Origin of the sequence: Hydrogenimonas thermophila (assembly GCF_900115615.1) — a bacterium.
Lineage (GTDB): Bacteria > Campylobacterota > Campylobacteria > Campylobacterales > Hydrogenimonadaceae > Hydrogenimonas > Hydrogenimonas thermophila.
Genome location: NZ_FOXB01000031.1, coordinates 1 through 25,945 on the forward strand (window position 1 = coordinate 1; position 25,945 = coordinate 25,945).

Below are 25,945 nucleotides of genomic sequence, written 5' to 3' on the forward strand. Positions count from 1 at the left end.
TAATAGCAAACTTTAGAACTACTGCTGAGGATTTTTACAATAAAATTATCTCTCACTGGAGAGTTGAAACTTACCATTACCATTTAGATATGCTAATGGACGAAGATGAACATATAGCTTATAAAGAGCCTTATTCTATGGCAATCTTAAGATCATTTGCACTCAATCTATTTCAACTATATCACAATGAAAACAAAGGCAAAAAGCTACCTACTGGCAAGGTTACAATGGCTGAAATTAAAAGGACTTGCAAATATGACGATAACTTTACAGCAGAGCTTTTTGAGCAAGAATATGTTTAAGGTTAGTTTTAAATTTCATTGGATTTGGCTGAATTTTTTTCAAGACAAAACTCCTAATGATTTAAATTTATTTAAAACATAATTATAGTTGTTTGAACTTAAAATAATATTTTTTTTAGTTTAAAAATATAGTCTGAATATATCAATGGAGAATAGTTTATTCTATGCTACTGAAAAAGCCAGTAAAGCAGGGTAAATGAAAACATTCATCCACATCATTACAGGAGATAGAGGCATAGAAAACATAGCCTTGAATTCAGGTGAAAGAGAGCCTTCTTCTACTTTTTGAACAAGCCAAAGTTTTGTAGCAATATCTACAGTTTTCATAATTACAATGACAGATGCAGTAGCTCCACCATAGTAAAGATAGGCAAAAAGAGCCACATAGAATGATGGATGCATAAAAAATAGTAAAAATATATTTGTATAGTAGTAACCTCTTATTTTTTCAATAACACCACCAAAGGTAGGGGCACTTTGCCACCAGCTTTCAAATATTTCACAAATAATAAGAACTATTATAAAAAAAATAGCAGTTGTATCTATCATTTACAGCCTTATGAACTCTTTTTTATGATTTAAAACTTTAACAAGATACCTTCTTGCCTCTTTGTAAGGCATTGAAGTTTTTAGTTTAGTGTAAACTTGAGATGGAGTTTTTGAGTTTATGATTCTAAAAGCTCTATCTCTGCTTTTTGAAAAGGTTCTTAAAACATTTCCACTTCCTGTATTGTAAGCACTTATTACACAATACTCTCTTGAAACAGGGTTGCGAATTTTACCAAGATATTTAAAATTTAGTAAATTTAAATAGGCACATCCAAGTTCTATGTTATTTTTGGCATTAAAGAGGTATTGGCGTGTTGGTGTCCAAGACCTTTTCTTTGCGTGTTTGTAAGCATCTATTCCGGCAGTTTTAGGAACTATTTGCATTAGTCCAAATGCTCCAGCACTGCTTACAGCATACTGGTTAAAGTCACTCTCTGTTTTTATGATTGCATAGACCAGATTTTTGCTTATGTTGTACCTTCTTGCAAACTTCTCGACAAATGGCTTAAACTTTTTAACTCTTACTTTTTCGTGATCTTTTACCATTCTGATTTTTACAAAATGTACAGGTATTCTCTTGCCATTTTTTACAATGTATTTTTTTTGCAATCTCTTTTTTGTCAGATATTTGGCAAAATTTTCAGCCCTCCATCTATAAAGAATAGCTTTGTTCTGATGGTCTAAAACTTCTTGATAAAGGTATGGTTTGCCTCCAATTTTTACAGGTTTAGCAGAGTAGAGGTCAACTCCTCGTGGATCTTCAGGTGTTAAAAGTGTAGTAACTATAGCCTTTTTAAGACTTGTAATAGGAGTTTTATAGTCCAAAGTCTCAACAGTAACAACTCCTCTGTCAAAATCTATCTCTGCTCGGCTTCTGTAGTTTTGCAGATACTTTACATATTTTGTACGGCTTGGTTTTTTAACATTTCTTTTCCCCCAATTCTTTGATACAGTGTTTAAAAACTTTTCTATATCAGCTACAAAACTCTTTATATCTTTTTCAAACTTTTTAGGATTTCTTACATATTTAACAGATTTTCTTGTTGCAAAACTCTTTACTGCTGCATTGGGATCTTTACTCAAAGCTATTTGCGCTATTTGAGTGTAGTCACTTGATGCACATCCGCTTAAAAGTATGCTGATTACAATAAAAATATAAAGTTTTTTAAACATATATTTTACACCTGATTTATTAATAAAAAGGTCTATTTTCTTTTTTTGTATTATAGTCAATTTAAAACTAAAAATATGATATAACAGGCTAAAGTTATAGTTTTAATCAATATTTTGCTTTTTATCTTAGAAAAATAAAATATGCTATAATCTTTACCTAAAGTAAATAGGAATATTTCAATTAAAGATAATATAAACAAATATTAAGGCTTTATATATGAGAAAAACAAATTATTTAAATTATGGTTCAGCTTATAGGAGTAGCTGGATTTTATTTATACTATTTAAAATCACAGATATATTTTCGAAATAGTTAATTATGAAAGTTGCTTGTACTCACTGTCAACTAGAGTTTGACGAATCGGTAATGATCAAAGAGGAAGAGGGTAGTGATGTTCACTACTTTTGCTGTAAAGGGTGTCAGGGTGTTTTTCATCTTTTACGCTCTGAAGGGCTTGATACTTTTTATGAAAAACTTGGTAAAAATCAGCTAGAGCCTCCTAAAGAGTTGCAAGATGATTTGCATAAGTTTGATCTTGAAGGGTTTAGAAAAAAATACATTATTGAACGCTCAGACGGGCTTTATGAGATATTTTTAATTATTGAAGGCATACACTGTGCTGCCTGTGTCTGGCTAAATGAGAAGGTTTTGCATCAAACTCCTGGTGTTATAGAAGCTACCATAAACTATACAACCAACAAAGCTCACGTTATTTGGGATCCTGAACAGATCAAACTCTCTCAAATCATTGAAAAGATAAGAGCCATAGGTTACAACGCTTACCCGTATGATCCTAAGATGCAAGAGGAGCGTGCAAACAAGGCACGTCGTGACTACTACAGTCGTCTTTTGGTAGCAATTTTTGCAACTATGAACATAATGTGGATCGCTGTAGCTCAATATACGGGAATGTTTACCGGTATGCGAAGTGATGTAAAAGATGTCTTAAATGTAGCCGAATGGGTGCTTGCTACTCCTACTCTTTTTTACAGTGGATGGGTCTTTTTCCGCGGTGCGTGGTTTGGACTGAAGAATCGGTTTGTAAATATGGATCTACTTGTTGCTTCAGGTGCATCTTTAGCCTACACTTATTCTATTTGGGCAATGGTAACAGGCAAAGGAGAGGTCTACTTTGATTCGGTTACTATGATCATTACCTTTGTTTTGGCTGGTAAGTATTTGGAAGTTTTAAGTAAAAAGAGAGCAGCAGATACAATGGATGCTCTCTCAAATGCTTTACCTACAGAGGTTACTGTCATAGAGAGTGACACAAAGATAATGGTGCCTGTTGAAGAGGTGAACCCTGGAGACATCATAGAGGTAAGAGCTGGTGAAAAGGTAGCAATAGACGGGGTTGTTGTCTCAGGTGAGGGGAGTTTTGATGAGAGTTCTCTAACGGGAGAGAGTGAGCCTATTTTGAAGGTTAAAGGTGATGAAATAATAAGTGGAAGTGTAGCTATAGATGGTGTAGTGCGTTATGAAGCTACAAAAGATTACGGCTCTTCTATGTTGACTACTTTAGTTGGACTTCTTGAAGAGTCGCTTACCAAAAAGCCAAAGATAGAGAGATTGGCAAATGAGATATCTGGCTACTTCTCTTTAACAATTTTATCTATAGCGCTTTTGACATTCATTGGCTGGTTGTGGATGACAGGTGAGTTTGAGCGGGCGTTAGTTGTCTCTATATCTGTTATTGTCATTGCTTGTCCTTGTGCATTGGGGCTTGCTACGCCGGTTGCTACGTTAATAGGAATAAATCTTGCAGCAAGACGAGGAGTGCTTTTCAAAGAGGCAGCTTTCATAGAGACAATGGCAAAAGCTGATGTGTTGGTTCTTGACAAAACAGGAACCATAACAGAGGGTAAGCCGCATGTTGTAAATGCAAAGATGTATAGTGAGTATGATTTAAATCTGCTCTACTCTTTGGTAAAGAGCTCTATTCACCCAGTTAGTCAGGGAATAGCCCATTATCTTGAAGAGCATTATGAAAACTTGAAAGAGTTGCCTTTGGAAGGTGTAAAACAGGTGCAGGCTCGTGGAATTGAAGCTAAGTTTGAAGAGCATAAACTCCTTGGCGGAAATGCTAAAATGATGCAGGAGTTTGGAGTAGAGGTTGATGAAAAAAGTGAATATACTCTATTTATTTTTGCAATTGATAAAGAGATTGTAGCACGGTTTGAGCTTCGTGATCTTCCAAAAGAGGGAGCTAAAGAGGCAATTGCTGAGATTAGAAAGCTTGGCATAGACATAGTGATGCTTACAGGAGACAATGAAAATGCAGCAAAACGTATTGCAAAAGAGGTTGGTGTTACAGATTTCAAAGCTGGGCTTTTCCCTGAAGATAAGGCTAAAGAGATAGATTTCTTGCATGCTGAAGGTCGTGTTGTAGTTATGGCTGGTGATGGGATCAATGATGCGCTGGCTCTGTCAAAAAGTGACATAGCCATCGCAATGGGAAGTGGCTCTGATGTAGCGTTGGAGGTGAGTGATGTTGTTTTGCTTGATGATAAGATCACATCTTTGCGTGATGCATTTTTGATAAGCAGAAGAACATTTAAGTTTGTCAAGCAAAACCTTGCTCTTTCGGTTATTTATAACTCTATTACCATACCGTTGGCAATAGCCGGATATGTCATACCTCTTGTAGCAGCTCTCTCTATGAGTTTGAGTTCGCTTATGGTTGTTGGTAACTCTATGAGAATAAAGTCAGGTTTTGGAAAATAGTTATATGCTACAATAACTGCATCTATAGAATTAAAAAAAAGGAATGAAATATGATGCCTCAAATCGATATGAGTTCAGATGAGTTCTTGGCAGAGCTTGAAAAGACAAAAAAGTTTACAGACAAAGTGTGCAAGCAGTTTGGATGGGTCTATAATCCAAATGATGATGTAAATGAGGGTGTTCTGATGGGACTTGCACGAAACAAGATGCTTTATGGTAAAAGATGGTGTCCTTGTTTTATGGTTATAGAAGATGAAAATGGAAAGCATAAAAGTGCTGATGATCGCATATGCCCTTGCAAACCGGCTATAGAAAAAGAGATACCTGAAGATGGTAAGTGTCACTGTGGAATTTTTTGTACACCTGAATATGCTGCATCTCATGACCATTAATGAAAGGTAGATGATGGTTGTACATACTGTAATGTTTAGGTTTAAAGATGAAAATAAGGCTGATAATATTGAAAAAGTGAAGTTAATGCTTGAGGCTTTGCCTCAAAAGATTGAATCTTTGAAGTCTATGGAAGTAGGTGTTGACTTTCTTCACTCTGAACGCTCTATGGATCTTGTTTTAACCTCTACATTTGATGACAAAGATGGTCTTGAAACTTACAGAGTTCATCCGGCTCATCAAGAGGTTGTCTCTTTCATTAAAGATGTGACTGTAGAGAGTCGCGTGGTAGATTATGAGAAAGGTGTTTGATTGAGTTCAGATATTTTAGCGATGATGCTCGGTGTCTCAACACTGCTTGGGGCATTTGGGCTTTTTGCCTTGCTATGGGGACATAAAAGCGGTCAGTTTGAAGATAAACACAAGTTTCTTGACGCTGCTCTCTATGATGGCGAAGAGGAGCTTAAAGATGCCGTTATGATGGAGAAGAAAAGAGAAGAGTTGGAGCGTAAACGCAAAAAAGATGAATCAAGTATTAAATAGTGAAGTTTTAAAAAGAGTACTAAAAGAGTATGCAGGTAGAAATCAAAATATAGTATTTGGATATCTATTTGGCTCATATGCAACCAATAGCCAGACGCAAATGAGTGATGTTGATATTGCAGTCTATCTTAGAGATAACAGTTTTAATGAAGTATTGCAAATAAATTATGAATTATCTAAACTATTAGAAAAAGATGTTGATTTAATAGTATTAAATGATGTAAAAAATATATATCTTTTAGAAGCTATTTTAAAAGATGGGAAAGTTATAAAAGATAATGACTTAAGATTTGACTTTGAGATCATAAAAGAGCATGAAATTTTAGATTTCAAAGAAAATAGGAAATATATAGATGCTGCAGCATAAACTTGAAAAAAAGATTGCTAAAATCAGATACTATTTGCGCTTACTATATGAGTATAAACCAGATTGTAAAGAAAAATTTTTAAATATTATTGAACAAAAAATTTGTTAGTGAGAGATGTAGTGAAAAAAGCACTTTTTTTGGATCGAGATGGGGTCATAAATATTGACCACGGGTATGTTGGTAAAATCGAGGATTTCGAGTTTGTAGATGGGATTTTGGATTTTATCAAAAGTGCTCAAAAAAAAGGGTATTTGCCTATTGTAGTAACAAATCAGTCAGGTATTGGGCGTGGTTACTATAGTCTAGAAGATTTTGAAAAGTTAACTGACTGGATGCTTAAGAAGATGCGTCAGGCAGGAATTCAGATAGACCGCTCTCACGTTTTTCACTGCCCACACTCTCCAGATGCCGGATGCAATTGCCGAAAACCTATGCCAGGAATGCTACTTGAAGCAAAAAAACGTTTTAATATAGATATGAAAAACTCTTGGATGATAGGCGATAAGCCAAGTGATATAGAAGCAGCAAAAAATGCCGGTGTAGGAAACACCTATTTAACTGAAAAAAATAGAAAACTTGAGTTGAAGGAACTACATGGATTTTAACGGTAAAACAGTACTTATTACAGGTGGTGCAGGGTTTATAGGTTCAAATTTAGCTTTTTACTTTCAGGAGAATTTTCCTGATGCTAAAGTAGTGGTTTTTGACATTTTTCGTACAGGTGAGACATTTTCCAATGGAAATCTAAAAAGCTTTGGACACTATAAAAACTTAAAAGGTTTTACCGGAGAGATCATTGCTGGGGACATTACCAAAAAAGAGGATCTTGAAAGACTTAGAGATTTTAAATTTGACTACATTTTTCACGAAGCAGCCATAAGCGATACAACAGTTTATGATCAAAAGATAATGATAGATACAAACCTAAATGCCTTTAAAGATCTTTTGAAAATGGCAAAAGAGATGGGCTCTGCAATGGTCTATGCTAGTTCAGGTGCAACTTATGGAAATGCTCCTGCTCCGCAAACAGTTGGGTGTGAAGATCCGGCAAATATTTATGGGTTCAGTAAACTTGCTATGGATCATTTAGCTTATGATTGGATGAAAAAAACAGATTTGCCTATTGTTGGGCTTAGATACTTCAATGTTTACGGTCCGCGTGAATTTTTTAAAAACAAAACTGCTTCTATGGTTCTTCAATTTGGTCATCAGATCTTATCTGGTAAAAGCCCTAGACTCTTTGAAGGCTCAGATAAAATTTTGCGTGACTTCATCTATATTGATGATGTAATTCAGGCTAACATTAAAGCTTGTAATCCTAAAAAGAGCGGTGTTTACAATGTAGGAACCGGTAAAGCCAGAAGTTTTCAAGATATTGTAGATATTTTGCAAAAAGAGCTTGGTACAAATCTTCCTTGTGAATACATTCCAAACCCTTACGTAGGGCAGTATCAATTCTTTACTCAAGCAGACATTGAGCCGACAAGAGAGTTTTTAGGGTATGAGCCTGAAGTTACTCTTGAAGAGGGGATAAGAAGATATTTGCCTGAAATTAAGCGTCTGTTTAAAGAGGAAGTAAATGCGTAAATACCAGAGTTTAAAACCTTCCGTGCTTGTAGTAGGTGATTTGATGATCGATCACTACCTTTGGGGTAGAACAGAACGCATCTCTCCTGAGGCTCCTGTTCCTGTTATTGATGTTCAAAGTGAGAGTGAAGTGTTGGGCGGAGCAGGAAATGTTGTTAATAATCTCATAGCTTTGGGTGCAGATGTAACTGTCGCTTCAGCCATAGGTAAAGATGAGAATGGCAAACGTCTTACTAAAATGCTTAAATCTTTGGGAGTTAATACTGATGCGCTTATAGCTGAGCCTAAGAGAAGAACAACCCGTAAGAGCAGAGTAATAGCATCTCATCAGCAAGTAGTCAGGTTTGATAGTGAAACAAGACAAGATATTACTAAAGAGAGTGAAGACAAGATCTTAGCTGCTATTCAAAAAAAGCTTCTTGTGACTGATGTCATCTTGCTTTCTGATTATGGTAAAGGTGTTTTAAGTGATCGTTTAACTAGACAAATCATACAGATGGCAAGAGCAAGTAATATTAAGGTACTTGTCGATCCTAAAGGAAAAGATTACTCAAAATATAGCGGTGCCACTCTTGTAACTCCAAATAAAAAAGAGGCTAGTGAAGCTACCGGTATAAATATAGTCGATGATGAATCACTACAAAGAGCTGGTTTTAAACTCAAAAATGAGCTAAATTTAGATATGGCTATGATCACACTCTCTGAAGAGGGTATGGCTATATTTGATGATAGCTTTAGAAAATTTCCTACTGTTGCAAGAGAGGTTTATGATGTAACAGGAGCAGGAGATACTGTGCTTTCAACTCTTGGATTTGTACTTGCAACAGGCGGAGATATAGATGAAGCAGCTAAAATCGCCAATGCCGCCGCCGCTGTAGTTGTAGGTAAACTTGGAAGTGCTACCTGCTCTTGGGATGAGATCATAGCTTATGAAACAACCCTGCACGAATCTACTACAGAACATCGCATAAAGAGTCGTGAAGATTTAAGTTTAACTATAAAACGTCTTAAAAGTGAAGGAAAAAAGATAGTATTTACAAATGGATGTTTTGATATTTTGCATCTTGGACACGTGAAATATCTTGAGACCGCAAAAAGTTTTGGAGATGTTTTAATAGTAGGAGTAAACTCAGATGCTTCTGTTAAACGTTTAAAAGGTGAGAGCCGTCCTGTAAATCCTGAGTATGACAGAGCCTACCTTTTAGCGGCTCTTGATGCAGTCGATTTTGTAACTATCTTTGATGAAGATACCCCTTATGAACTCATAAAAGTAGTTGAGCCAGATATTCTTGTAAAAGGCGGTGACTATAAAGGTAAAGAGGTAGTTGGCAGTGATATAGCAAAAGAGGTTAGGCTTGTAGATTTTGTAGATGGAAAAAGCACAACAAGCATCATAAAAAGAGTAAAAACAAAAAGGTAGAAGATGTTAACTGTTATAGAAAGAGAGTTAGAATCACATATTCGTACAGTTGAAGCAGTAGTAGATGGGTTAAAACATTTTATATATACAGCAGGAGTCATAGCAACAGAGACACTTGAAGCAGGGCATAAGATTTTGCTTTGCGGTAACGGTGGAAGTGCTGCTGATGCTCAACATATAGCAGCAGAGTTGACAGGACGCTACAAAATAGAGCGAAAAGGACTTCCTGCAATTGCACTTACTACAGATACCTCTGCATTAACAGCCATAGGAAATGATTATGGCTATGAGTATGTCTTCTCAAGACAGGTAGAGGCTCTTGCAAATGAGGGAGATATGTTCATAGGTATCTCAACAAGTGGCAATAGTCAAAATGTCATAAATGCTCTTAAAAAAGCAAAAGAGATGGGGTGCCGTACAGTTGGACTTAGCGGTAAAGGCGGTGGTAAGATGAATGATTATTGTGATTTAAATATTGTTGTTCCATCTGACGATACTGCAAGAATTCAAGAGATGCACATAATGATTGGGCATATCTTGTGTCAGCTTATTGATAATGAGTATAGGGAGTAATCAATAGTTTGAAAGTAAGACATATCTGCTATTGCAGTATTCTTGTACCAATTGATCTACTGTCTAGCAGATTATAGGCTTTTATATTTTCTTTATTCCTGCACCCACACAATTTTTAAAATTCTAAAACTTGAAGATATTCTCAATATTAGAATTAGAGGACAGCAACCGAAAATATAATATTGAATATTTACAGAATTTGAAAAACTAATTTGGGTGCAGTATTTGAATTATAAAGTAAAGTTACTTTTTATAATATAAAAAATTATGTTATTTTTGCGTCACTTTTTATCTGTTTATAGTTACAATCATAAGTTTATGTGTTTAATAATATGCATTTAGTTTAATAGCATTTATTATAATCCCGTTATTAGATTTTAAAGAGTGTCAATAATATAATTTGTTAGTTTAGATACTTACTCACTCTCTAGTCCATTTAGCAACTTTCCAACATCTAAGCCAAAAATCATAAACCCTTCATACTTTTTAAGCAGACTATCTTTTGCTTTTATCAACTCTTTTGGAGCAATTCCATTTTTGATGGATGCTGTAGCCTCTATGAAAGCACCTATGTGATCTGCAACTTTGATCAAAGATCCATCAATACCATTAAACTCATCTTTGTTATATTCACTTCTCATAAGTTTGATATCTTTAATAGTTTTAAGCTCTCCACTTATCTTAATCTTGTTTTTAAACTCATCTGTAACAAAGTATCTCATCTCATCTCTGAGGTATCGTGGAAGAAGAGGTAGCAGTCTCTCTTCCAAAATATTTTGCTCATACTCATTTAAAAGTTCATCAAGACCCTCAACTCCATACTTAACAGGAGAGATGATATCTCTTGTAAGAGATTCTGCTATATCGTGAAATAGAGCTGTAAAGAAATTATTAGCAAGCTTTTTATTGCAAGCTCCATATTCAAGGCTTAAAAGGTATGTTGTAACTGCTACAAAGAGCATATGTCCAAGTACTGAAGTTTGAGGAATTCTTGGTGTCTTTGACCATCTCTTTTGAAATCTAAGCATTGCACAGGTTTCAAGGAAGCTTTTACTTTTTACGCCAAGTTCAAGCCGTCTAACACCTGTAAGGTCTAAAAAATCCTCAACTTCAGAATCAATCTTCTCTTTTATCTCTCTTACACCTACTGCATTTGGATGGAAGTTATAGATAATCTCAAACTCCCATCTACTTGCTAAAAAGTGTGCAGCGTGAAGAATGCGTCTTTCTATCTCATTTTCATTAGAGTTTATGTAAACATTGAACTTCTCTTTTAACTTTTCATCTATAATGTCAAAAATCTCTTTTTTTACATAGGCATCAAGCTCTTTTTTCTTATGTTTTATCAGATGGTGAAAAACAGGCGGTTTAAGGTCTGTAACAACTGCACGGTACATAAATTCGCATACACCGTAATCAATTAGCTTTTGCCAGTCAATCTCTATACCATTCTCAACCTCTTCGATGCGTCCTAGTAACCAGGCAATAATCATTTTATGAGCCTGTTTGTCAAGCTCTACAAAGTCAACAGGTCTTATCTGATCATTCCACCGGTCTATGTTTGCTGTTGAAAAGAGTAGGTATAGGAATCTTGGATTGAGCATTTTGAAAGCCTTTTTTTGTTTATTATAGCAAGTCGTAGTTCATTTTTGGGCCTGACCCTATTTTAAGCCTATTTGTTTAATATTTTTTTGAAATAATTATACAATCTTTCAAATAATAAAACTTGACATTAGTTGTATCAACATTGTAAAATTTCACAAAAAAATTAAGATACTGATTTCAAATAGGAGGAATTTAATAATGGCGAAACATGAGTTTCAAACAGAAGTGAATCAGTTATTACATTTAATGATTCATTCACTCTATTCTAACAAAGAGATATTCTTACGAGAACTCATCTCTAATGCCAGCGATGCTCTTGACAAACTGGAGTTTTTAAAGCTTACTGATGAGAAATATAAAGAGCTTAATCAGCCTTCTAAAATAGTTATCTCATTTGATAAAGATAAAAAGGTTTTAACTGTCAGTGATACCGGTATTGGTATGAATGAAGAGGATATGGTTGAAAACCTTGGTACTATTGCAAAAAGTGGTACAAAGCAGTTTATTGAAAACCTGACAGGTGATGCAAAAAAAGATAGTCATCTAATCGGTCAGTTTGGTGTTGGTTTCTACTCATCTTTTATGGTTGCCAATAAGGTAGAAGTTATCAGCCGTAAACCTCTTGAAGATAAAGCTTGGAAATGGGTAAGTGAAGGCAATGGTGAATATGAGATAGAAGAGACAGAAAAAGAGAATTATGGTACACAGATAACTCTTTACCTACGTGATGAGGCTGAAGAGTTTGCTAATGAGTGGCGAATCAAATCGATTGTAGAGAAGTATAGCAACCATATTCCTTTCCCTATCTATATGGTAAATGAAAAAGGAGAGGAAGAGCAGATTAACAAAGCTTCTGCATTGTGGCGACTCTCAAAGAGTGAGCTTAAAGATGAAGATTATAAAGAGTTCTATAAGCAGATTAGCCACGATAGTGAAGATCCTCTTCTTTGGGTACATACAAGAGCTGAAGGTACGCTTGAGTATTATACACTCTTTTATATTCCTAAAAAAGCACCGATGGATCTGTTCCGTGTAGATTATCAGCCTGGTGTAAAACTTTATGTTAAACGTGTTTTCATTACAGATGAAGAGCGCGAACTGCTTCCTACATATTTGCGTTTTGTTAGAGGAATCATTGATGCAGAAGATTTGCCTCTTAACGTTAGCCGCGAGATTTTGCAAGAGAATGTAATACTCTCTAAGATCAAAAAGGCTAGTGTTAAAAAGATTTTGGGTGAGCTTAAAAAACTTCTAGAAAAAGATCGCAAGGCTTATGAAGATTTCTTCAAAGAGATGGGTAAAGCTCTTAAAGAGGGAATTTACAGCGACTTTGAAAATAGAGACAAACTACTAGATCTAATGCTCTTTAAGTCAAGTAAACGTGATGGTTATATCACCTTTAAAGAGTACAAAGAGGCTATGAAAGAGGGGCAGGAGAAGATTTTCTATATTATGGGAGAAGATGAAAATCTACTTCGCCACTCACCACTGCTTGAGAAGTTTAAAGAGGATGACATAGAGGTACTCATCTTTGATGAAGAAGTTGATGCTATTGTTATGCCAAGCGTTACAGAGTATGACGGAACACCTCTTGAAAACATTGCCAATGTAGAAGAAGAGGGTGAAGTCAGTGATGAGGTTAAAGAGAAGTATGCTTCAGTAATAGCTGCAATGAAAGCAGAGCTTGGTGAGAGTGTTAAAGAGATTCGTTTAACAAAACGTCTGAAAGATTCACCTGCATGCGTAGTCTTTGATAAGAGTGATCCTGATGTAACAATGCAGCAGATTCTACGTCAAATGGGGCAAGAAGTACCTAACCCTAAACCAATTTTAGAGATCAACCCTGATCACGAAATCTTTAGTAAACTTCTCATACTAAATGATGAGTCTAAAGTACGTGATATTGCTCATATAGTTTTAGATCAAGCTAAAATGGCAGCTGGTATAGAGGTTGATGATATAGCAGATTTTAATGCTAGACTAAACAGATTGATAGCTAAAGCTATTTAAGTTTAAGTTATATATGCCGCACGAAAGTGCGGCAAACAATTAGCAAGAGAATGTAGATTTGAATTCAAATGCTGTTGGGCGAGATTCGTCTGGCCAGATTTGAGTTTCGAATTTGTAATCTTTATATGTATTAAGGAAAGTATCTGTCATAACTGGTTTCAAGAATTCATTATCTTGAATCAAGCTTTCTACCGCCTCTCTTAGAGTATGAGGCATTTGCTGAATACCTTTTTCACGGATCTCATCTAAGCTTAGCTCAAATAGATCGATATCCATTGGACCTACAGGCTCATATTTATTTTTGATTCCATCAATACCTGCAAGAAGAAGAGCTGTAAATGCAAGATAAGGGCATGCAGAGCTGTCAGGGAAACGAGTTTCAATACGAGTAGCTTTTTCACCTGCTCCATAAGGAATACGGATAGATGCAGAGCGGTTTTGGCTTGAGTATGTAAGGATAGAAGGTGCTTCAAATCCAGGAATTAGACGCTTGTAAGAGTTTGTTGTTGCATTTGTGAATGCTGCAACTGCTTTAGCATGTTTAAGTACACCACCCATGTAGTGTCGTGCAGTTTCACTTAGATTACCGTATTCACCCTCTTTATAGAATAGGTTTTTACCATCTTTCCAGATAGACTGGTGAACGTGCATTCCGTTTCCGTTATCTCCAAAGAGTGGCTTAGGCATAAATGTTGCAGTTTTACCATTTAGGTGAGCTACCATTCTAACTACATATTTATATTTTTGTACATTGTCTGCTGCCTCAACAAGTGTACCAAACTTAACACCAATTTCACCTTGTGCCTGAGCAACTTCGTGGTGACCTAAAACAACTTCAAGACCTACCTCTTCAAGAACTTGCATCATTTCAGCACGCAAGTCTACCATGCTGTCAGTTGGTGCAACAGGGAAGTAACCACCTTTTGTTCTTGGTCGGTGACCAATGTTTCCAAAGTCATCATTTCGGCTAGGATCGTTCCACTCACCCTCTTCACTATCTACACGGTAGTAAGACTCATTAATTTCATCTTTAATTTGAACATCATCAAAAATAAAGAATTCATTTTCAGGTCCAAAGTATGCAACATCACCAACACCAGACTCTTCAAGATATTTTAGAGCTTTTTTTGCAATTGAACGAGGACATTTTTCGTAAAGTTGACCTTTGTAGATATCAAAAACATCACAGAATACAATAACAGTTGGATCAGCAGTAAATGGATCTAGGAAAGCTGTTTCAATATCTGGTTTAAGAAGCATATCAGATTTGTTGATTGGCTGCCAAGCTTCAATAGAGCTACCGTCAAATGGAAGACCATTAGTTAACATATCTTTATCTAAAGCACTTAGAAGGTAAGTTAGGTGGTGCCAAGCACCTTTTATATCTGTAAAACGTAAGTCAACGAATTTGACATCGTTCTCTTCACAAAATTTGTAAAACTCATCGACATTATTGACAAATTTGCCCATTGTCTCTCCTTGAAAAATTTAAAATATCGGTTATTGTAACAAAAAAATTGTAAGATTCAAGTGAAAGCATTGATTAAAAATTAACCATTATCCTCTCTCTATTTTTAAAATAAACAACATAATTGTATCCAACAGATTCAGCAACTCTTTTTATATCATCTTTTTTATATCCTACTTGTTCTGGTTTATGAGCATCTGAGCCAAATGTTATGGGGATATCTCTTTCGTATGCCATTTCAAGCAGTTCACGACTAGGATAAGCTTCACCTATTGGTTTTCTGTATCCAGCTGCATTTATTTCAATAGCCATACCTGACTTTTTTATGGCATCCAAGGCATTTTTTGCAATAAGCCGTATATCTTTTTTGGGTAAAAACTTAAACACTTTAATTAAATCTAAATGTCCTACAATGTCAAACAGACCTGTTTTAGCCATATTTTCAACAAGGTTAAAGTACTCTTGCCATATAGTATCAATATCTGCACCTTCATATTTGCCGATGAATTCGGGATTATCAAACCCCCATTTGTCTATAAAGTGAACTGAGCCTATTAGGTAGTCAACATTTGCATTTAAGACTCTCTCATCCATATAGCCTGGCAGGTAATCTACTTCATATCCAAGAAGTATCTCAATTTTGTCAGCATACTTCTCTTTTACATTTTTTATATCATTTTCATATGCATCCATCTCATCAAAACTCATACGATAGCGTGTATCAAAGTTCATTGGTGCATGGTCTGAAAAACCAAAAATATCAATCTCTTCTAAAATAGCCTTTTCTACATACTCATCAACAGAACCTTCTGCATGATTGCATCTTGTTGTATGGTTATGTAAGTCTACTCTTTTCACTTTCTTCCTTTAAGAAAAGTTCCATTCTCTTTTACTTCTATCTTTTCTGAGTCAATAAGTTTAGTCAAACCTCTTTTAAAGTTTTTGCGGCTGAGCCCCAATAGTTCTTTGATCCGTTCTGGATCGCTTTTGTAATTTAAAGGCATCATGCCTTTATGATCATTTAGATAATCCAATATTTTATCAGCAGCCAAAGTATCGCTTTTTTTACCTATTGGACGCAGAAGAATATCTACTTTTCCATCATCTCTTACAATCTTTACATACCCTTTTTTAGTTGTTCCAAGTTCTAAAGGTTCGAATACTTCAGAATGAAATATCAACCCTTCATATCGGTTATTTACAACTACTTTGTATCCAAGTTCAGTTTTGGCAAAAATAAGAATATCAACTTCTTGATTTCTTTTAAGCTTTTTAGTATTTCGGTCAAGATATTTTTCAAACTTTTGCGTACCTACAAGACGGTGAGTTTTCTCATCATAATTTACATAAATCAGATGACTCTCTCCTCTTTTCATAGGTTTTCGTTGAAACATTTTTGGAACAAAAAGATCTTTTGCAAGTCCCCAGTCTACAAAAGCGCCAAAGGATGTTGTATCTACCACTTCCATCCAAGCCATCTCTCCTAACATTGCTTTTGGACGTTCTGTTGTTGCAACCAATCTATCTTTACTATCTGTATAGACAAATACTTCAATTACATCACCAACCTGCATAGATGTCTCTACATAACGGTTGGGTAGCAACACCTCTTTACCTTCACTTGAAGCTAAAACAGCTCCATGTTCTATTATTCTCTCAATTTTCAGGCAGTTTATTTTGCCCAATTCTAAATAGCTGTTAATCTCATACATCATAGAGGCATTATAGCTAAAAATCAGTTTACAGGTGATATTTACACTAAAAATAATTTTTCTATAATGAATAACGCACTATAATCTTTGCAGAACATCTATTAATGGACAAAAGGCTGAGCAATGACACAAGAAGAACTAGATGCATTGATGGCAGGAGATTTAGATTTAGACTCTGTTTCAGATAGTGATGATGTATCTACCGGAGAAAAAGAGGAGAGTAGTGAAAAGAAAAAATCTGATGATGATGTCTATTCAGTAGCTGAAGATGATGGTGTTTATCCACCACCGGCAACAGAAGAGCATAAAGTTGTTCATCAGCTTGATGATGTTACTCGTGATTCAGAACAAAAAGCTAGTGAAATTTTTGATGCACTTGATGCTGTAATGAACAATACTGATGAAGCATTGCAAGAGTTGCAGGGGATTCAAAAGAAGATAGATGATTTTGGACAGCTTTTTACTACACTGCATGAAAAATTTCCACATATTAATCGATTTGAAAAAGCACTGGATGACAGTAAAGAGTTAAATAGCAGTATTGAGAATATAGTCAGTTTATTAGAGACTTCAAATGACTATATTCTAAATGCTATGGATACAATGCAGTATCAAGATATCCACCGTCAAAAAATAGAACGAGTTATTAATATTATGAGAGCACTTAGCAAATATATGAGCCTGTTGTTTGAAGGACAGGTTGATGATGAACAGAGAGTTAAATCTGCTAAGCATATTGAAGGTGATACAACAGAAGATGTTATTAGCAATGACGACATTGAAGCATTAATTGCACAATTTGGAAGTTAAGTATATGGTTGAACTTCTCTCTCCAGCAGGAAATCTTGAAAAACTTAAAATTGCTTTTGCTTATGGAGCAGATGCGGTTTATGGCGGTGTAAGTCACTTTTCACTACGTATTAGAAGTGGTAAAGAGTTTACATATGAGACATTCCAAGAAGGTATAGATTATGCTCATAAGCTAGGAAAAAAAGTATATGTTACGATAAACGGTTTTCCTTTTAATTCCCAGCTTGAGTTGTACAGAAAACATATGGAAAAGATGGCATCAATGGGTCCTGATGCTTTTATAATAGCAACTCCCGGACTTGTAAAGATGGCTAAAGAGGTTGCGCCAGAAATTCCTATACACTTATCAACTCAAGCAAATGTTATGAATCTTTTGGATGCAGAGTTTTATTATAATCTTGGTGTCAGAAGAATTATTGCCGCACGAGAGATAAGTTTAAAAGATATTGAAGCCATCAAAGCTGCTCTTCCAGAACTTGAGTTGGAAGTTTTTGTACATGGTTCTATGTGTTTTGCTTATAGTGGACGCTGCCTTATAAGTTCATTGCAAAGTGGAAGAGTTCCAAATCGAGGAAGTTGCGCCAATGATTGCAGATTTCCATATGTCCTTTATGCTGAAAACCCTGAAACAGGAGTAACTTTCAAGCTTGAAGAGGAAGAGGGTGTTGGTACTTATATTATGAATGCTAAAGATATGAATCTTGCTAGCCATATTGATGAGATTCTTAAAAGCGGTGCTGTAGATTCACTTAAAATAGAAGGTCGAACAAAAAGTCCATATTATGTAGCGGTTACAGCTTATGCATATCGTCGTGCAATAGATGACTATTATGCAGGCAAATTTAATGCCCAAAATTATCAAAAAGAGCTTCATACAACAAAACATAGAGGCTTTACAGATGCTTACTTGATCCATCGACCATTTGAGCGTGAAGGTACACAAAGTTTAGAGAGTTCTATAAGTGAAGGCACATATCAAGTACAAGCACTTGTAGATGAAGCAGGCTTAGCATTTCTTGTAAAAGATAAAGTTTATGAAGGTGATGAGATGGAGATACTCTCACCTGAACCTATTAAAGAGAAAGTCAAGAATGAGCGTGGTGAAATTTATCAAAAAGAAGATGGTAAATGGTATTTAAAGATGCATCTTTTAGAGACACCTAAAGGTAAGTGCTATGAGTGTATTCATAGTGGTAATGAAAATCCAATTTTATTGCCTGCAGTATTGCCACCTTTTACATTTTTAAGGAAAAAAGTGAAAGAGTAAATGTTATTATTATGAACCTAATAATTAAAGGAAGGGATAGTATGAAGTTTGTATCAATTATCATTGGTAGTAAGAGTGATTATGAGGTTATGAAGGAGTGTGGAAAGACACTTGAGAAGTTTGGTGTTCCATATGAGCTGATTATCTCTTCAGCGCATAGAAGTCCTGAACGTACGAAAAACTACATTAAAGATGCTGAAAAGAGAGGAGCTGTTGTTTTTATTGCAGCAGCAGGTATGGCAGCACACTTGGCAGGAGCAGTTGCAGCAACTACAATCAAGCCAGTAATTGGTGTACCAATGAGTTCATCAGATTTAAGAGGAGAGGATGCTCTTTTAAGTACTGTTATGATGCCTGCAGGTATGCCTGTAGCTACACTTGCAATAGGTAAAGCAGGTGCTATAAACAGTGCATATCTTGCAATGCAGATATTGGCAATTGATGATGATGAACTGAATGTTAAGTTAACTGAAGATCGTATTGCAAAAGCTAAAAAGGTTGAAACTGATTCATCTGAAATAGAAGTAAGGTTGTAGCAAATAAGTTTGGCACTTATTCTTTATGAAAAGTGCCAAAACTTACTAACTATAAAGGAGTAAGTTATGAAGACGTGGCTTAGCGTTCGATCTTATGCCAAGTTGATCGGGAAAGATTATGATGAAGTAATAAAGCTTATAGATAATGGAGCTGTTGTGTCTAAAGAAGAAGATGGCGAAATTTATGTTGAGACAGATTCACAACAAACTTTACCTGCAAAACACGCAAGCGGAGATATTTTAAAAGTTGATATGGAGAGTGGTGACGGTATCCAGTTTGTAGAAAAAACAATTGGTACTATTCTTAATATGCATGAAAAAGTGATGGATGCCAAAGATGAGACACTAGAAGCTTTAAAGAGTGAAAACCAGTTTCTAAAAGAGGCTTTAATGTCAATGCAAGAACTCTATGATGAAGATAGAACAACTATTGAAACTCTTAGCAATGAGCTTAATGCCACACGTGATGAACTTGAGTTTATGAAACGAAAATATAAGCTTATGTGGGGCAAAGTTGTTGAAAAACATGCTGGAGAGAGCAGTTGAATTTAACTCCAACTTGTGTAACATGTATATTTTCGCAAAGTTTACGAGTATGCGAAAAATTACAAGTAGATGATAAAACAACCAAAAAAATTTTAGATAGTGTAGCAGGTATGATACCTGAGTGGTCTTTTGATGAGACACCTCCTCAAGTTGCAGCAAGAGTCTATCCCGAAATTGCAAAATTACTCCAAACAGATGATATATATTACGATTTTAAACGTGAAGCTACAGAGCATGCAAAGGCTTTTATTCCTTTTGTCGAAGAGATGATAGATAAATATAATGATAAATTTTATGCCTCTTTAAAAGCTGCTGTTGCAGGAAATGTCATTGATCTTGCAGCAATGGAGCAGTTTGATTTACAAGAGGAAGTTGCAAAGGTTTTTGATTCTCCATTTGAGATTGATGATAGTGAAGAGTTGCGTAAAATATTGCAAAACTCTAAAAATCTTCTTGTTGTAGGGGATAATGCCGGTGAACATCTCTTCGATAAAGCGATGATGAAGTGCTTGAAAAATTTGTTTCCGAATTTACATATCTTTTATGCTGTACGAGGCAAGCCTATTATCAATGATATAACGATTGATGAGGCAATAGAAGCTGGTATTGATGAGGTTGCTGAAATTGTTGACAGTGGTGTAGATACCCCTGGTTTGGATTTGAATCGAGCTAGTGACAAGATGTTATCAGTTTATAAGCAGGCAGATGTGGTTTTGGCAAAAGGGATGGGAAATTATGAGTCTCTTTATGGTATTTCAACATGCCCGACATTTTTCCTTTTGAAAGTTAAATGCAGTGTTGTAGCAGCATCTCTTGGTCGCAATGTAGGCGATATAATATGTTATAAGGAATCTTTACATGATTAAAAAGTTTATTGATGAAAAACTTTTACCATTTCTTTTTATGCAGCCGACTCATCCAATGCGTTTTAATGAATTGATGAAAGCAAATAAACTTCTAGTAGACAATATGTTGCTAGAAGGGAGTATACCTGGTGTTAAACTTAGACTTGGACGGGTATATCTGTTTATGATATTTGTATGGAATCTTATATTGATTCCATTGGCAATGATATTCCATAAGATATTGGCTAAAATAGATTGTCATATAGCCATAATGATGGCAGTATTTTTTACACTTCTGTTTTTTGGCATATTGTCTATTTTCAAGCAGTGGGCAATGGAACGTATGGCTGAAAAGATGATAAAAAAAGCGTGGAGTATCCATTTCCCATATTGTGACTATGAAACCTTTCATGAAAAGGTAGCAAAATTTTATGGAGATGCATTAGAAAAAGGTGTTACCGGGGCTAATATTGAAATGTATATTATGAATGCACTCTCTTTGGAAAAATAGTTTGATATAATTGCACGAAAATTACTTTACAATCAGGAGGTGAGTGATGGCAGAAACTAAACCTAAAAGACAAAAACAGGTGGTTTTGTTCACATCACCCGGATGTGTATGGTGTACACGTGCAAAAACCTTCTTTAAAAAAAACAACATCAAATTTAAGACTATTGACATAAGTACAAACAAACAGGCTGCTAAAGATTGCGAACGGCATGGTTGCCGGGGCGTGCCTGTTGTCTTAATAGGCAGTCAGTGGATCTGTGGATTTGATGAACCAAAAATCAAGAAAGCATTGGATATTAGATGATAACTTTTACTGACCTCCTTTTAAAACTTCAAACATTTTGGGCACAGCAGGGCTGTAATATTGTTCAACCTTACGATATTCCAGCAGGTGCCGGGACATTTCACCCGGCTACTCTTCTTAGAAGTCTTGACTCTAAGCCGTGGGCAGCAGCTTATGTTGCACCAAGCAGACGACCGACTGACGGACGATATGGTGAAAATCCAAACCGTTTAGGGGCTTACTACCAATTTCAGGTGCTTATTAAGCCAAGTCCAGATGATATTCAGGACTTATATCTTAAAAGCTTAGAGTATCTTGGACTCGATCTTTCAAAGCATGATATCCGTTTTGTTGAAGATAACTGGGAGTCTCCAACACTTGGTGCATGGGGGCTTGGCTGGGAAGTATGGCTTGATGGTATGGAAGTAACGCAGTTTACCTACTTTCAGCAAGTAGGTGGCATTATCTGTGAGCCTGTGGCAGCAGAGATTACATACGGAACAGAGCGGCTTGCTATGTATCTGCAAGGTGTTGAATCTGTTTTTGATATTGTCTGGAATGAAAAAGATGGAAAAGTTACCACATATGCAGATGTGCATAAAGAGAGTGAGTATGAGTTTAGTAAATACAATTTTGAAGTAGCAGATGTAGATATGCTGTTCCGTCATTTTGAAGATGCTGCTGCTGAGTGTCGTCGATGTCTTGATGCAGAATTGCCTCTGCCTGCATATGATCAGTGTATGCTTGCATCTCATCTTTTTAATACCCTTGATGCACGAAAGGCTATTTCAGTTACAGAGCGTGCCAATTATATCTTAAAAATCAGAGAACTTGCCAAAGGGTGTGCTACTCTTTATAAAGAACAAGAGAGCGATAGAGAGGCACGTATAAGAGGGAACGGCAATTGAGAGTAGGTGAAATATATGACATTTTAGATAGTTTAAGCCCGTTTGAATTGCAAGAAAAGTGGGATAATAGCGGGCTTTTGCTTGGATCAAAAGAGCAGGATGCCCGGCAAATAGTATTAAGCGTAGATATAGATTTTCAAATGATTGAAGAGGCTGATGAAAATACGCTTTTTATTCTTCATCATCCTCTTATATTTTCAGGTCTTAAACGTCTATTGTGGAATGAGTATCCTGCTAATTTACTCAAAAAGATGATATGCAAAAATCATGCAATGATTGCAATGCACACCAACTTTGATCAGACTCATCTAAACTCTTATGTTTTTACTAGAGTTCTTGGGTTTGAAGATTTTGAATCTCAAGGGTTTGTTTGTAAAGCAGTTGGTGAATGGAATACAGATGAGCTTTTAAAGCATATTAAAGAGAGTTTAGGTCTAAAGGTTATGCGTATTGTTGGGTATAAAGATACAATAAAAAGTATTGCACTTACTACAGGAGCAGGTGCAAGTTTGATGGATAATATAGACGCTGAACTCTTTTTAACAGGTGACATAAAGTACCATGATGCAATGAAGGCTATTTCAAAAGGTTTGATGTTGGCTGATATCGGACACTTTGAAAGTGAGCGATATTTTGCCAATGCTTTGGGTGAACATTTGAAAAATTTGCCGATTCCGGTTATAATTGCACAATCAATTAACCCCTATAGCTACATTTAATTGCAAGGAAATCCATGAACAAGCATCTTGAAGAGCTGATTGAGCTTTCAAAAATTGATCAGTCTATTGATTCATTTGAGCCAAAAGTCAAGCAGGCAAAGACAAAGTTAGAACAGATTGAAAACCAAGAGTCTGATGTTGCTAAAGAGATAGAGAGTCTGCAAGAAGAGATTAAAGATGCAGAACTTAAAAAGGCTAAAAACGACCTTCATATTCAAGAGTTGACAGCAAAGCTGGATGCTAACAAGAAGAAGAGTGCTGAAGCAAAAACAGAAAAAGAGATAAAAGCTTTACAGCTTGAAGAAGAAATTGCTAGAGAACAGCTTGATTTTGCTAATGAAGAGATTGAGCGACTCGACAAGCTTATTGATACACGTAAAGCTGAAATTGAAGCAAAGCATTCTGAACTTGAAGAGCTTAAAGAGCAGAGTGCTCAGATTAAAGAAGATGTAGAGAAAGAGCTTGTTGAAATCGAAAAGCAGAAACAGGAACTCTTTGAGAAAAAACAGAAACTTGTTTCAAAAATGAGCCAGAAAATTTTGGCTTTCTATGACAAGATTAGAAGATGGGCAAAAAACAGTGCAGTTGTACCTGTACGCAAACAGGCATGCATGGGCTGTTATATGAAAATTAATGACAAAACCTATGCTGAAGTAATCAAGGGTGAAGAGATTACTACCTGCCCACACTGCGGACGAATTTTATACCTTGAGCCTCAAAAAGAAGAAGCAAACGCTGAATAATTCAATTTTTTTAATCCTCTACACAATCATTGTGTGGGGGGTGTATCTACTCTTTTTACCAATTATTGCAATTTTTTCTTTTAAAAAGAAGTACCGTCAATCAATTCCAGCACGATTTTTTTTATGGAAAAATCCTCCTTTACCTACTAATCGCATATGGTTTCATGCTTGCAGTTTTGGTGAAACACGTGCATTGCAACCACTGATAGATAAATTCTCTGATGAACAGATAGTTTTGACAACAATAACCCAAACAGGTTTTAATGAAGGTAAAAAAAGGTTTAAAACAGTACGTTATCTTCCTTTTGAACCACTTCTTTGGTTTTGGTTAAAGCCTCAAAAGGCACTTATTGTCATGGAAGCAGAATTATGGTTTTTGCTTTTCTATCTTGCTAAAAAAAGAGGTGCCAAAACAGTTTTAATCAATGCCAGAATTTCAGATAGATCTTATAATCGTTATCTTCGTTTCTCCTGGTTTTATAAAAAGATATTTTCATACATTGATTTGGTTTATGCCCAAAGTAAAACAGATAAAATAAGATTAGAGCAGCTTGGTGCAAAAAATGTTGAAGTAAGTGGCAACATAAAACTTGCACAAAGTCATAAAGTAACAAGAGTTTTGGACAGACCAGATGGCATTGTAGTAACGGCTGCAAGTACACATGAAGGTGAAGAAGAAGGAATACTCAAAGCATTTTTAAAGTGGAAAAAGAGAAATCAAAACTCTAAGTTGATTATTGTTCCTCGTCACCCTGAAAGGTTTGATAAAGTAGCAAAGCTAGCACAAGAGTTTGCATTGAAAGATGAACTTTCATTAAGTCGATGGAGTAAAACTCAAGATTTAACTGCCGATATTGTTATTATAGATGCAATGGGAGAGCTAATAAATATTTATGCAATTTCCGATATTGTTATTTTAGGAGGAGCTTTTGTTCCTGTCGGTGGGCATAATCCAGTTGAAGTAGTTCCTTTTAAATGTCGATTAATAAGTGGAACAGAAATTTTTAATCAGCATGCTATGTTTTCACAAATTGAGGGAACTATTTTTTCATCTTTAGATGAACTTGATTCAGCTCTTGATCGTGCAATAGATGCAAGTCCTGTAAAGGTTAAACAACGAGTTTCTATAGATGTCATTGTAAAAGGGATTCAGGATGTGGTTTAATATGCAAGAAGAGTATGTAGAACTGTTTATAAGTGCACGTCCTGCAAGCAGTAAAAATGAGATTGTAGGTATTTTTAATGATACATTAAAAATTAAAGTCAAAGCACCTGCTGTAGAGGGTGCTGCAAACAAGGAATTGGTTAAATTTATATCCAAGCAGTTCAAGGTACCAAAAAGTGAAATTTTATTTATTTCAGGAGAGACATCAAAAAGAAAATGTATTCGATTACCACGCACTGAACAGCTTGAAGCCTGGATAGAGGAGATGCAGAAGTGAAAAAAATTTTGGTGATCGAAGATGATCGTTTCTATCAAAACATCATGTTAAGGGCATTAAGGCACTATTTGCCTCATATTGAGTTTGAAGTAATAGAGACATATGCTGAAATAAAAAATATAGTAAAATCAAAAAAAAATTTTGATCTTGTAATATCAGATATAAATTTGACTGACAGCAGCGGAGAGCATATTAGAACTCTGGTAGATGCAAACTATAAAGTTGTTGTAATGACTGTTCTCGATGATGATACATTTAGAGATGAGATGTTTGCTTTCGATATTGTAGATTATATTATAAAATCAGAGTTGCAACGCTTTGGGTATTTAATAAAGTTGATACAGCGATTGGATGCAAATGAGTCAAGAAGCATACTAATAGTAGAAGATTCAAAACCGGTAAGAAGCTTTTATAAAAGAATTTTAGAGAAACAGAACCTTACAGTCTATGAAGCAGAAGATGGTCAAAAAGCACTTAAAATTATATCTGAAGAGAGTATAGATATGATTTTGAGTGACTATAATATGCCCAATATGGATGGAATGGAGTTTCTAAAAGAGCTTAGAGTAGAGTATTCAATGCTTGATCTGCCATTTATCGCAATATCTTCAGATAATGATCATGCAACAGTAGCAAGGTTTTTAAAATTAGGTGCAAATGATTACTTAAGAAAGCCATTCGGAAAAGAGGAGTTGATTTGCCGTATAAATAATAGTTTAGATATGTTAGATATGCTTCAACACGTAAAAGAGAGTGCAACAACAGATGCATTAACAGGTATGCATAACAGACACTACCTGTATGAGATAGCAGAAAAGATAATGGCTCAATCTAAAAGGCTTGATTATCCACTCTCTCTTGTAATATTTGATATAGATTTTTTCAAAAAGATCAATGATAAATATGGACA

The 25,945-nt window shown here is 35.5% G+C and carries 29 protein-coding genes and 1 pseudogene; 24 read left to right on the forward strand and 6 right to left on the reverse strand.

What is annotated here, in order from left to right; genetic code table 11:
* A partial coding sequence (locus BM227_RS12780) for a hypothetical protein (RefSeq protein WP_218147937.1) occupies positions 1-302 on the forward strand: 302 nt, incomplete at its 5' end.
* 162 nt (positions 303-464) lie between these two features.
* Here the strand turns inward: BM227_RS12780 and BM227_RS09180 are convergent.
* Both BM227_RS09180 and BM227_RS09185 read right to left on the reverse strand, forming a co-directional pair.
* Complete coding sequence (locus tag BM227_RS09180; protein ID WP_092913242.1) at positions 465-851, reverse strand: hypothetical protein; 387 nt, start codon at positions 849-851, stop codon at positions 465-467.
* Positions 852-2,024: a murein transglycosylase domain-containing protein gene (locus BM227_RS09185; RefSeq protein WP_092913244.1), complete on the reverse strand. Its 1,173-nt coding sequence runs from the start codon at positions 2,022-2,024 to the stop codon at positions 852-854.
* Between the two features lie 319 nt (positions 2,025-2,343).
* On the opposite strand from BM227_RS09185, the gene BM227_RS09190 reads away from it, so the two are divergent.
* The 9 genes and pseudogenes from BM227_RS09190 (at position 2,344) to gmhA (ending at position 9,630) form a co-directional block, all read left to right on the forward strand.
* Entirely contained in the window at positions 2,344-4,749 is a 2,406-nt protein-coding gene (locus tag BM227_RS09190; RefSeq protein ID WP_245757051.1) for a heavy metal translocating P-type ATPase, read from the forward strand.
* A gap of 53 nt (positions 4,750-4,802) precedes the next feature.
* Positions 4,803-5,129 (forward strand): annotated as a pseudogene (locus BM227_RS09195) (ferredoxin-thioredoxin reductase catalytic domain-containing protein); the annotation flags it as partial.
* Between the two features lie 25 nt (positions 5,130-5,154).
* On the forward strand, positions 5,155-5,451 hold the full coding sequence (locus BM227_RS09200; RefSeq protein WP_092913248.1) for a Dabb family protein: 297 nt from the start codon (positions 5,155-5,157) through the stop codon (positions 5,449-5,451).
* Positions 5,452-5,682 (forward strand): cbb3-type cytochrome oxidase assembly protein CcoS, encoded by a 231-nt coding sequence (gene ccoS / locus BM227_RS09205; RefSeq protein WP_092913250.1) that lies wholly within the window; start codon positions 5,452-5,454, stop codon positions 5,680-5,682.
* The gene (gene mntA / locus BM227_RS09210; protein ID WP_092913252.1) at positions 5,663-6,049 is read left to right on the forward strand and encodes a type VII toxin-antitoxin system MntA family adenylyltransferase antitoxin; all 387 of its coding nucleotides are present in this window, start codon (positions 5,663-5,665) and stop codon (positions 6,047-6,049) included. The genes ccoS and mntA overlap by 20 nt, the downstream gene beginning before the upstream one ends.
* A gap of 120 nt (positions 6,050-6,169) precedes the next feature.
* Positions 6,170-6,655 carry a D-glycero-beta-D-manno-heptose 1,7-bisphosphate 7-phosphatase gene (gmhB, locus tag BM227_RS09215; RefSeq protein ID WP_092913253.1) on the forward strand — a complete coding sequence of 162 codons (486 nt, stop codon included), beginning with the start codon at positions 6,170-6,172 and terminating at the stop codon, positions 6,653-6,655.
* Positions 6,645-7,637 (forward strand): ADP-glyceromanno-heptose 6-epimerase, encoded by a 993-nt coding sequence (gene rfaD, locus BM227_RS09220; protein ID WP_092913255.1) that lies wholly within the window; start codon positions 6,645-6,647, stop codon positions 7,635-7,637. The genes gmhB and rfaD overlap by 11 nt, the downstream gene beginning before the upstream one ends.
* Positions 7,630-9,057, forward strand: a complete 1,428-nt coding sequence (gene rfaE1, locus BM227_RS09225; RefSeq protein ID WP_092913258.1) for a D-glycero-beta-D-manno-heptose-7-phosphate kinase — start codon at positions 7,630-7,632, stop codon at positions 9,055-9,057. The genes rfaD and rfaE1 overlap by 8 nt, the downstream gene beginning before the upstream one ends.
* A 3-nt stretch (positions 9,058-9,060) precedes the next feature.
* Positions 9,061-9,630 (forward strand): D-sedoheptulose 7-phosphate isomerase, encoded by a 570-nt coding sequence (gmhA, locus tag BM227_RS09230; protein ID WP_092913260.1) that lies wholly within the window; start codon positions 9,061-9,063, stop codon positions 9,628-9,630.
* 416 nt (positions 9,631-10,046) lie between these two features.
* Here gmhA and BM227_RS09235 read toward each other — a convergent pair whose 3' ends face one another.
* Positions 10,047-11,234, reverse strand: coding sequence for an HD domain-containing protein (locus BM227_RS09235; RefSeq protein ID WP_092913262.1), 1,188 nt, complete (start codon positions 11,232-11,234; stop codon positions 10,047-10,049).
* 199 nt (positions 11,235-11,433) lie between these two features.
* Between BM227_RS09235 and htpG the strand changes: the two genes are divergently transcribed.
* Positions 11,434-13,245: a molecular chaperone HtpG gene (htpG, locus tag BM227_RS09240; protein WP_092913264.1), complete on the forward strand. Its 1,812-nt coding sequence runs from the start codon at positions 11,434-11,436 to the stop codon at positions 13,243-13,245.
* A gap of 39 nt (positions 13,246-13,284) precedes the next feature.
* Here htpG and glnA read toward each other — a convergent pair whose 3' ends face one another.
* From glnA to BM227_RS09255, 3 genes are all read right to left on the reverse strand, one after another.
* Complete coding sequence (gene glnA / locus BM227_RS09245) at positions 13,285-14,715, reverse strand: type I glutamate--ammonia ligase (protein ID WP_092913266.1); 1,431 nt, start codon at positions 14,713-14,715, stop codon at positions 13,285-13,287.
* Between the two features lie 73 nt (positions 14,716-14,788).
* Positions 14,789-15,571: a histidinol-phosphatase gene (locus BM227_RS09250; protein ID WP_092913268.1), complete on the reverse strand. Its 783-nt coding sequence runs from the start codon at positions 15,569-15,571 to the stop codon at positions 14,789-14,791.
* On the reverse strand, positions 15,568-16,428 hold the full coding sequence (locus BM227_RS09255) for a CvfB family protein (protein WP_092913270.1): 861 nt from the start codon (positions 16,426-16,428) through the stop codon (positions 15,568-15,570). Before BM227_RS09255 ends, BM227_RS09250 begins: the two co-directional genes overlap by 4 nt.
* A 120-nt stretch (positions 16,429-16,548) precedes the next feature.
* Between BM227_RS09255 and BM227_RS09260 the strand changes: the two genes are divergently transcribed.
* From BM227_RS09260 to BM227_RS09320, 13 genes are all read left to right on the forward strand, one after another.
* Positions 16,549-17,235 carry a hypothetical protein gene (locus BM227_RS09260; protein WP_092913272.1) on the forward strand — a complete coding sequence of 229 codons (687 nt, stop codon included), beginning with the start codon at positions 16,549-16,551 and terminating at the stop codon, positions 17,233-17,235.
* A 4-nt stretch (positions 17,236-17,239) separates the two neighbouring features.
* Positions 17,240-18,502, forward strand: a complete 1,263-nt coding sequence (locus BM227_RS09265; protein WP_092913274.1) for a peptidase U32 family protein — start codon at positions 17,240-17,242, stop codon at positions 18,500-18,502.
* A 41-nt stretch (positions 18,503-18,543) separates the two neighbouring features.
* On the forward strand, positions 18,544-19,038 hold the full coding sequence (gene purE, locus BM227_RS09270; RefSeq protein WP_092913276.1) for a 5-(carboxyamino)imidazole ribonucleotide mutase: 495 nt from the start codon (positions 18,544-18,546) through the stop codon (positions 19,036-19,038).
* Between the two features lie 66 nt (positions 19,039-19,104).
* Positions 19,105-19,584 carry a DUF3972 domain-containing protein gene (locus BM227_RS09275; RefSeq protein WP_092913278.1) on the forward strand — a complete coding sequence of 160 codons (480 nt, stop codon included), beginning with the start codon at positions 19,105-19,107 and terminating at the stop codon, positions 19,582-19,584.
* Positions 19,581-20,450, forward strand: a complete 870-nt coding sequence (locus BM227_RS09280) for a damage-control phosphatase ARMT1 family protein (RefSeq protein WP_092913280.1) — start codon at positions 19,581-19,583, stop codon at positions 20,448-20,450. The genes BM227_RS09275 and BM227_RS09280 overlap by 4 nt, the downstream gene beginning before the upstream one ends.
* Positions 20,443-20,940 (forward strand): hypothetical protein, encoded by a 498-nt coding sequence (locus BM227_RS09285; protein ID WP_092913282.1) that lies wholly within the window; start codon positions 20,443-20,445, stop codon positions 20,938-20,940. The genes BM227_RS09280 and BM227_RS09285 overlap by 8 nt, the downstream gene beginning before the upstream one ends.
* A 46-nt stretch (positions 20,941-20,986) precedes the next feature.
* On the forward strand, positions 20,987-21,244 hold the full coding sequence (locus tag BM227_RS09290; protein ID WP_092913284.1) for a glutaredoxin family protein: 258 nt from the start codon (positions 20,987-20,989) through the stop codon (positions 21,242-21,244).
* Entirely contained in the window at positions 21,241-22,131 is an 891-nt protein-coding gene (gene glyQ, locus BM227_RS09295; protein WP_092913286.1) for a glycine--tRNA ligase subunit alpha, read from the forward strand. The genes BM227_RS09290 and glyQ overlap by 4 nt, the downstream gene beginning before the upstream one ends.
* Positions 22,128-22,850 carry a Nif3-like dinuclear metal center hexameric protein gene (locus BM227_RS09300; RefSeq protein ID WP_092913288.1) on the forward strand — a complete coding sequence of 241 codons (723 nt, stop codon included), beginning with the start codon at positions 22,128-22,130 and terminating at the stop codon, positions 22,848-22,850. The genes glyQ and BM227_RS09300 overlap by 4 nt, the downstream gene beginning before the upstream one ends.
* Before the next feature lie 14 nt (positions 22,851-22,864).
* Positions 22,865-23,593: a zinc ribbon domain-containing protein gene (locus BM227_RS09305; RefSeq protein WP_092913290.1), complete on the forward strand. Its 729-nt coding sequence runs from the start codon at positions 22,865-22,867 to the stop codon at positions 23,591-23,593.
* A complete protein-coding gene (gene waaA / locus BM227_RS09310) occupies positions 23,559-24,758 on the forward strand; it encodes a lipid IV(A) 3-deoxy-D-manno-octulosonic acid transferase (RefSeq protein WP_281244317.1) in 1,200 nt (399 codons plus the stop codon). Before BM227_RS09305 ends, waaA begins: the two co-directional genes overlap by 35 nt.
* Entirely contained in the window at positions 24,748-25,035 is a 288-nt protein-coding gene (locus tag BM227_RS09315; RefSeq protein WP_092913292.1) for a DUF167 domain-containing protein, read from the forward strand. Before waaA ends, BM227_RS09315 begins: the two co-directional genes overlap by 11 nt.
* Positions 25,032-25,945: GGDEF domain-containing response regulator (locus BM227_RS09320; RefSeq protein WP_092913294.1), on the forward strand; the 914-nt coding region annotated here is incomplete at its 3' end. The genes BM227_RS09315 and BM227_RS09320, both read left to right, overlap by 4 nt.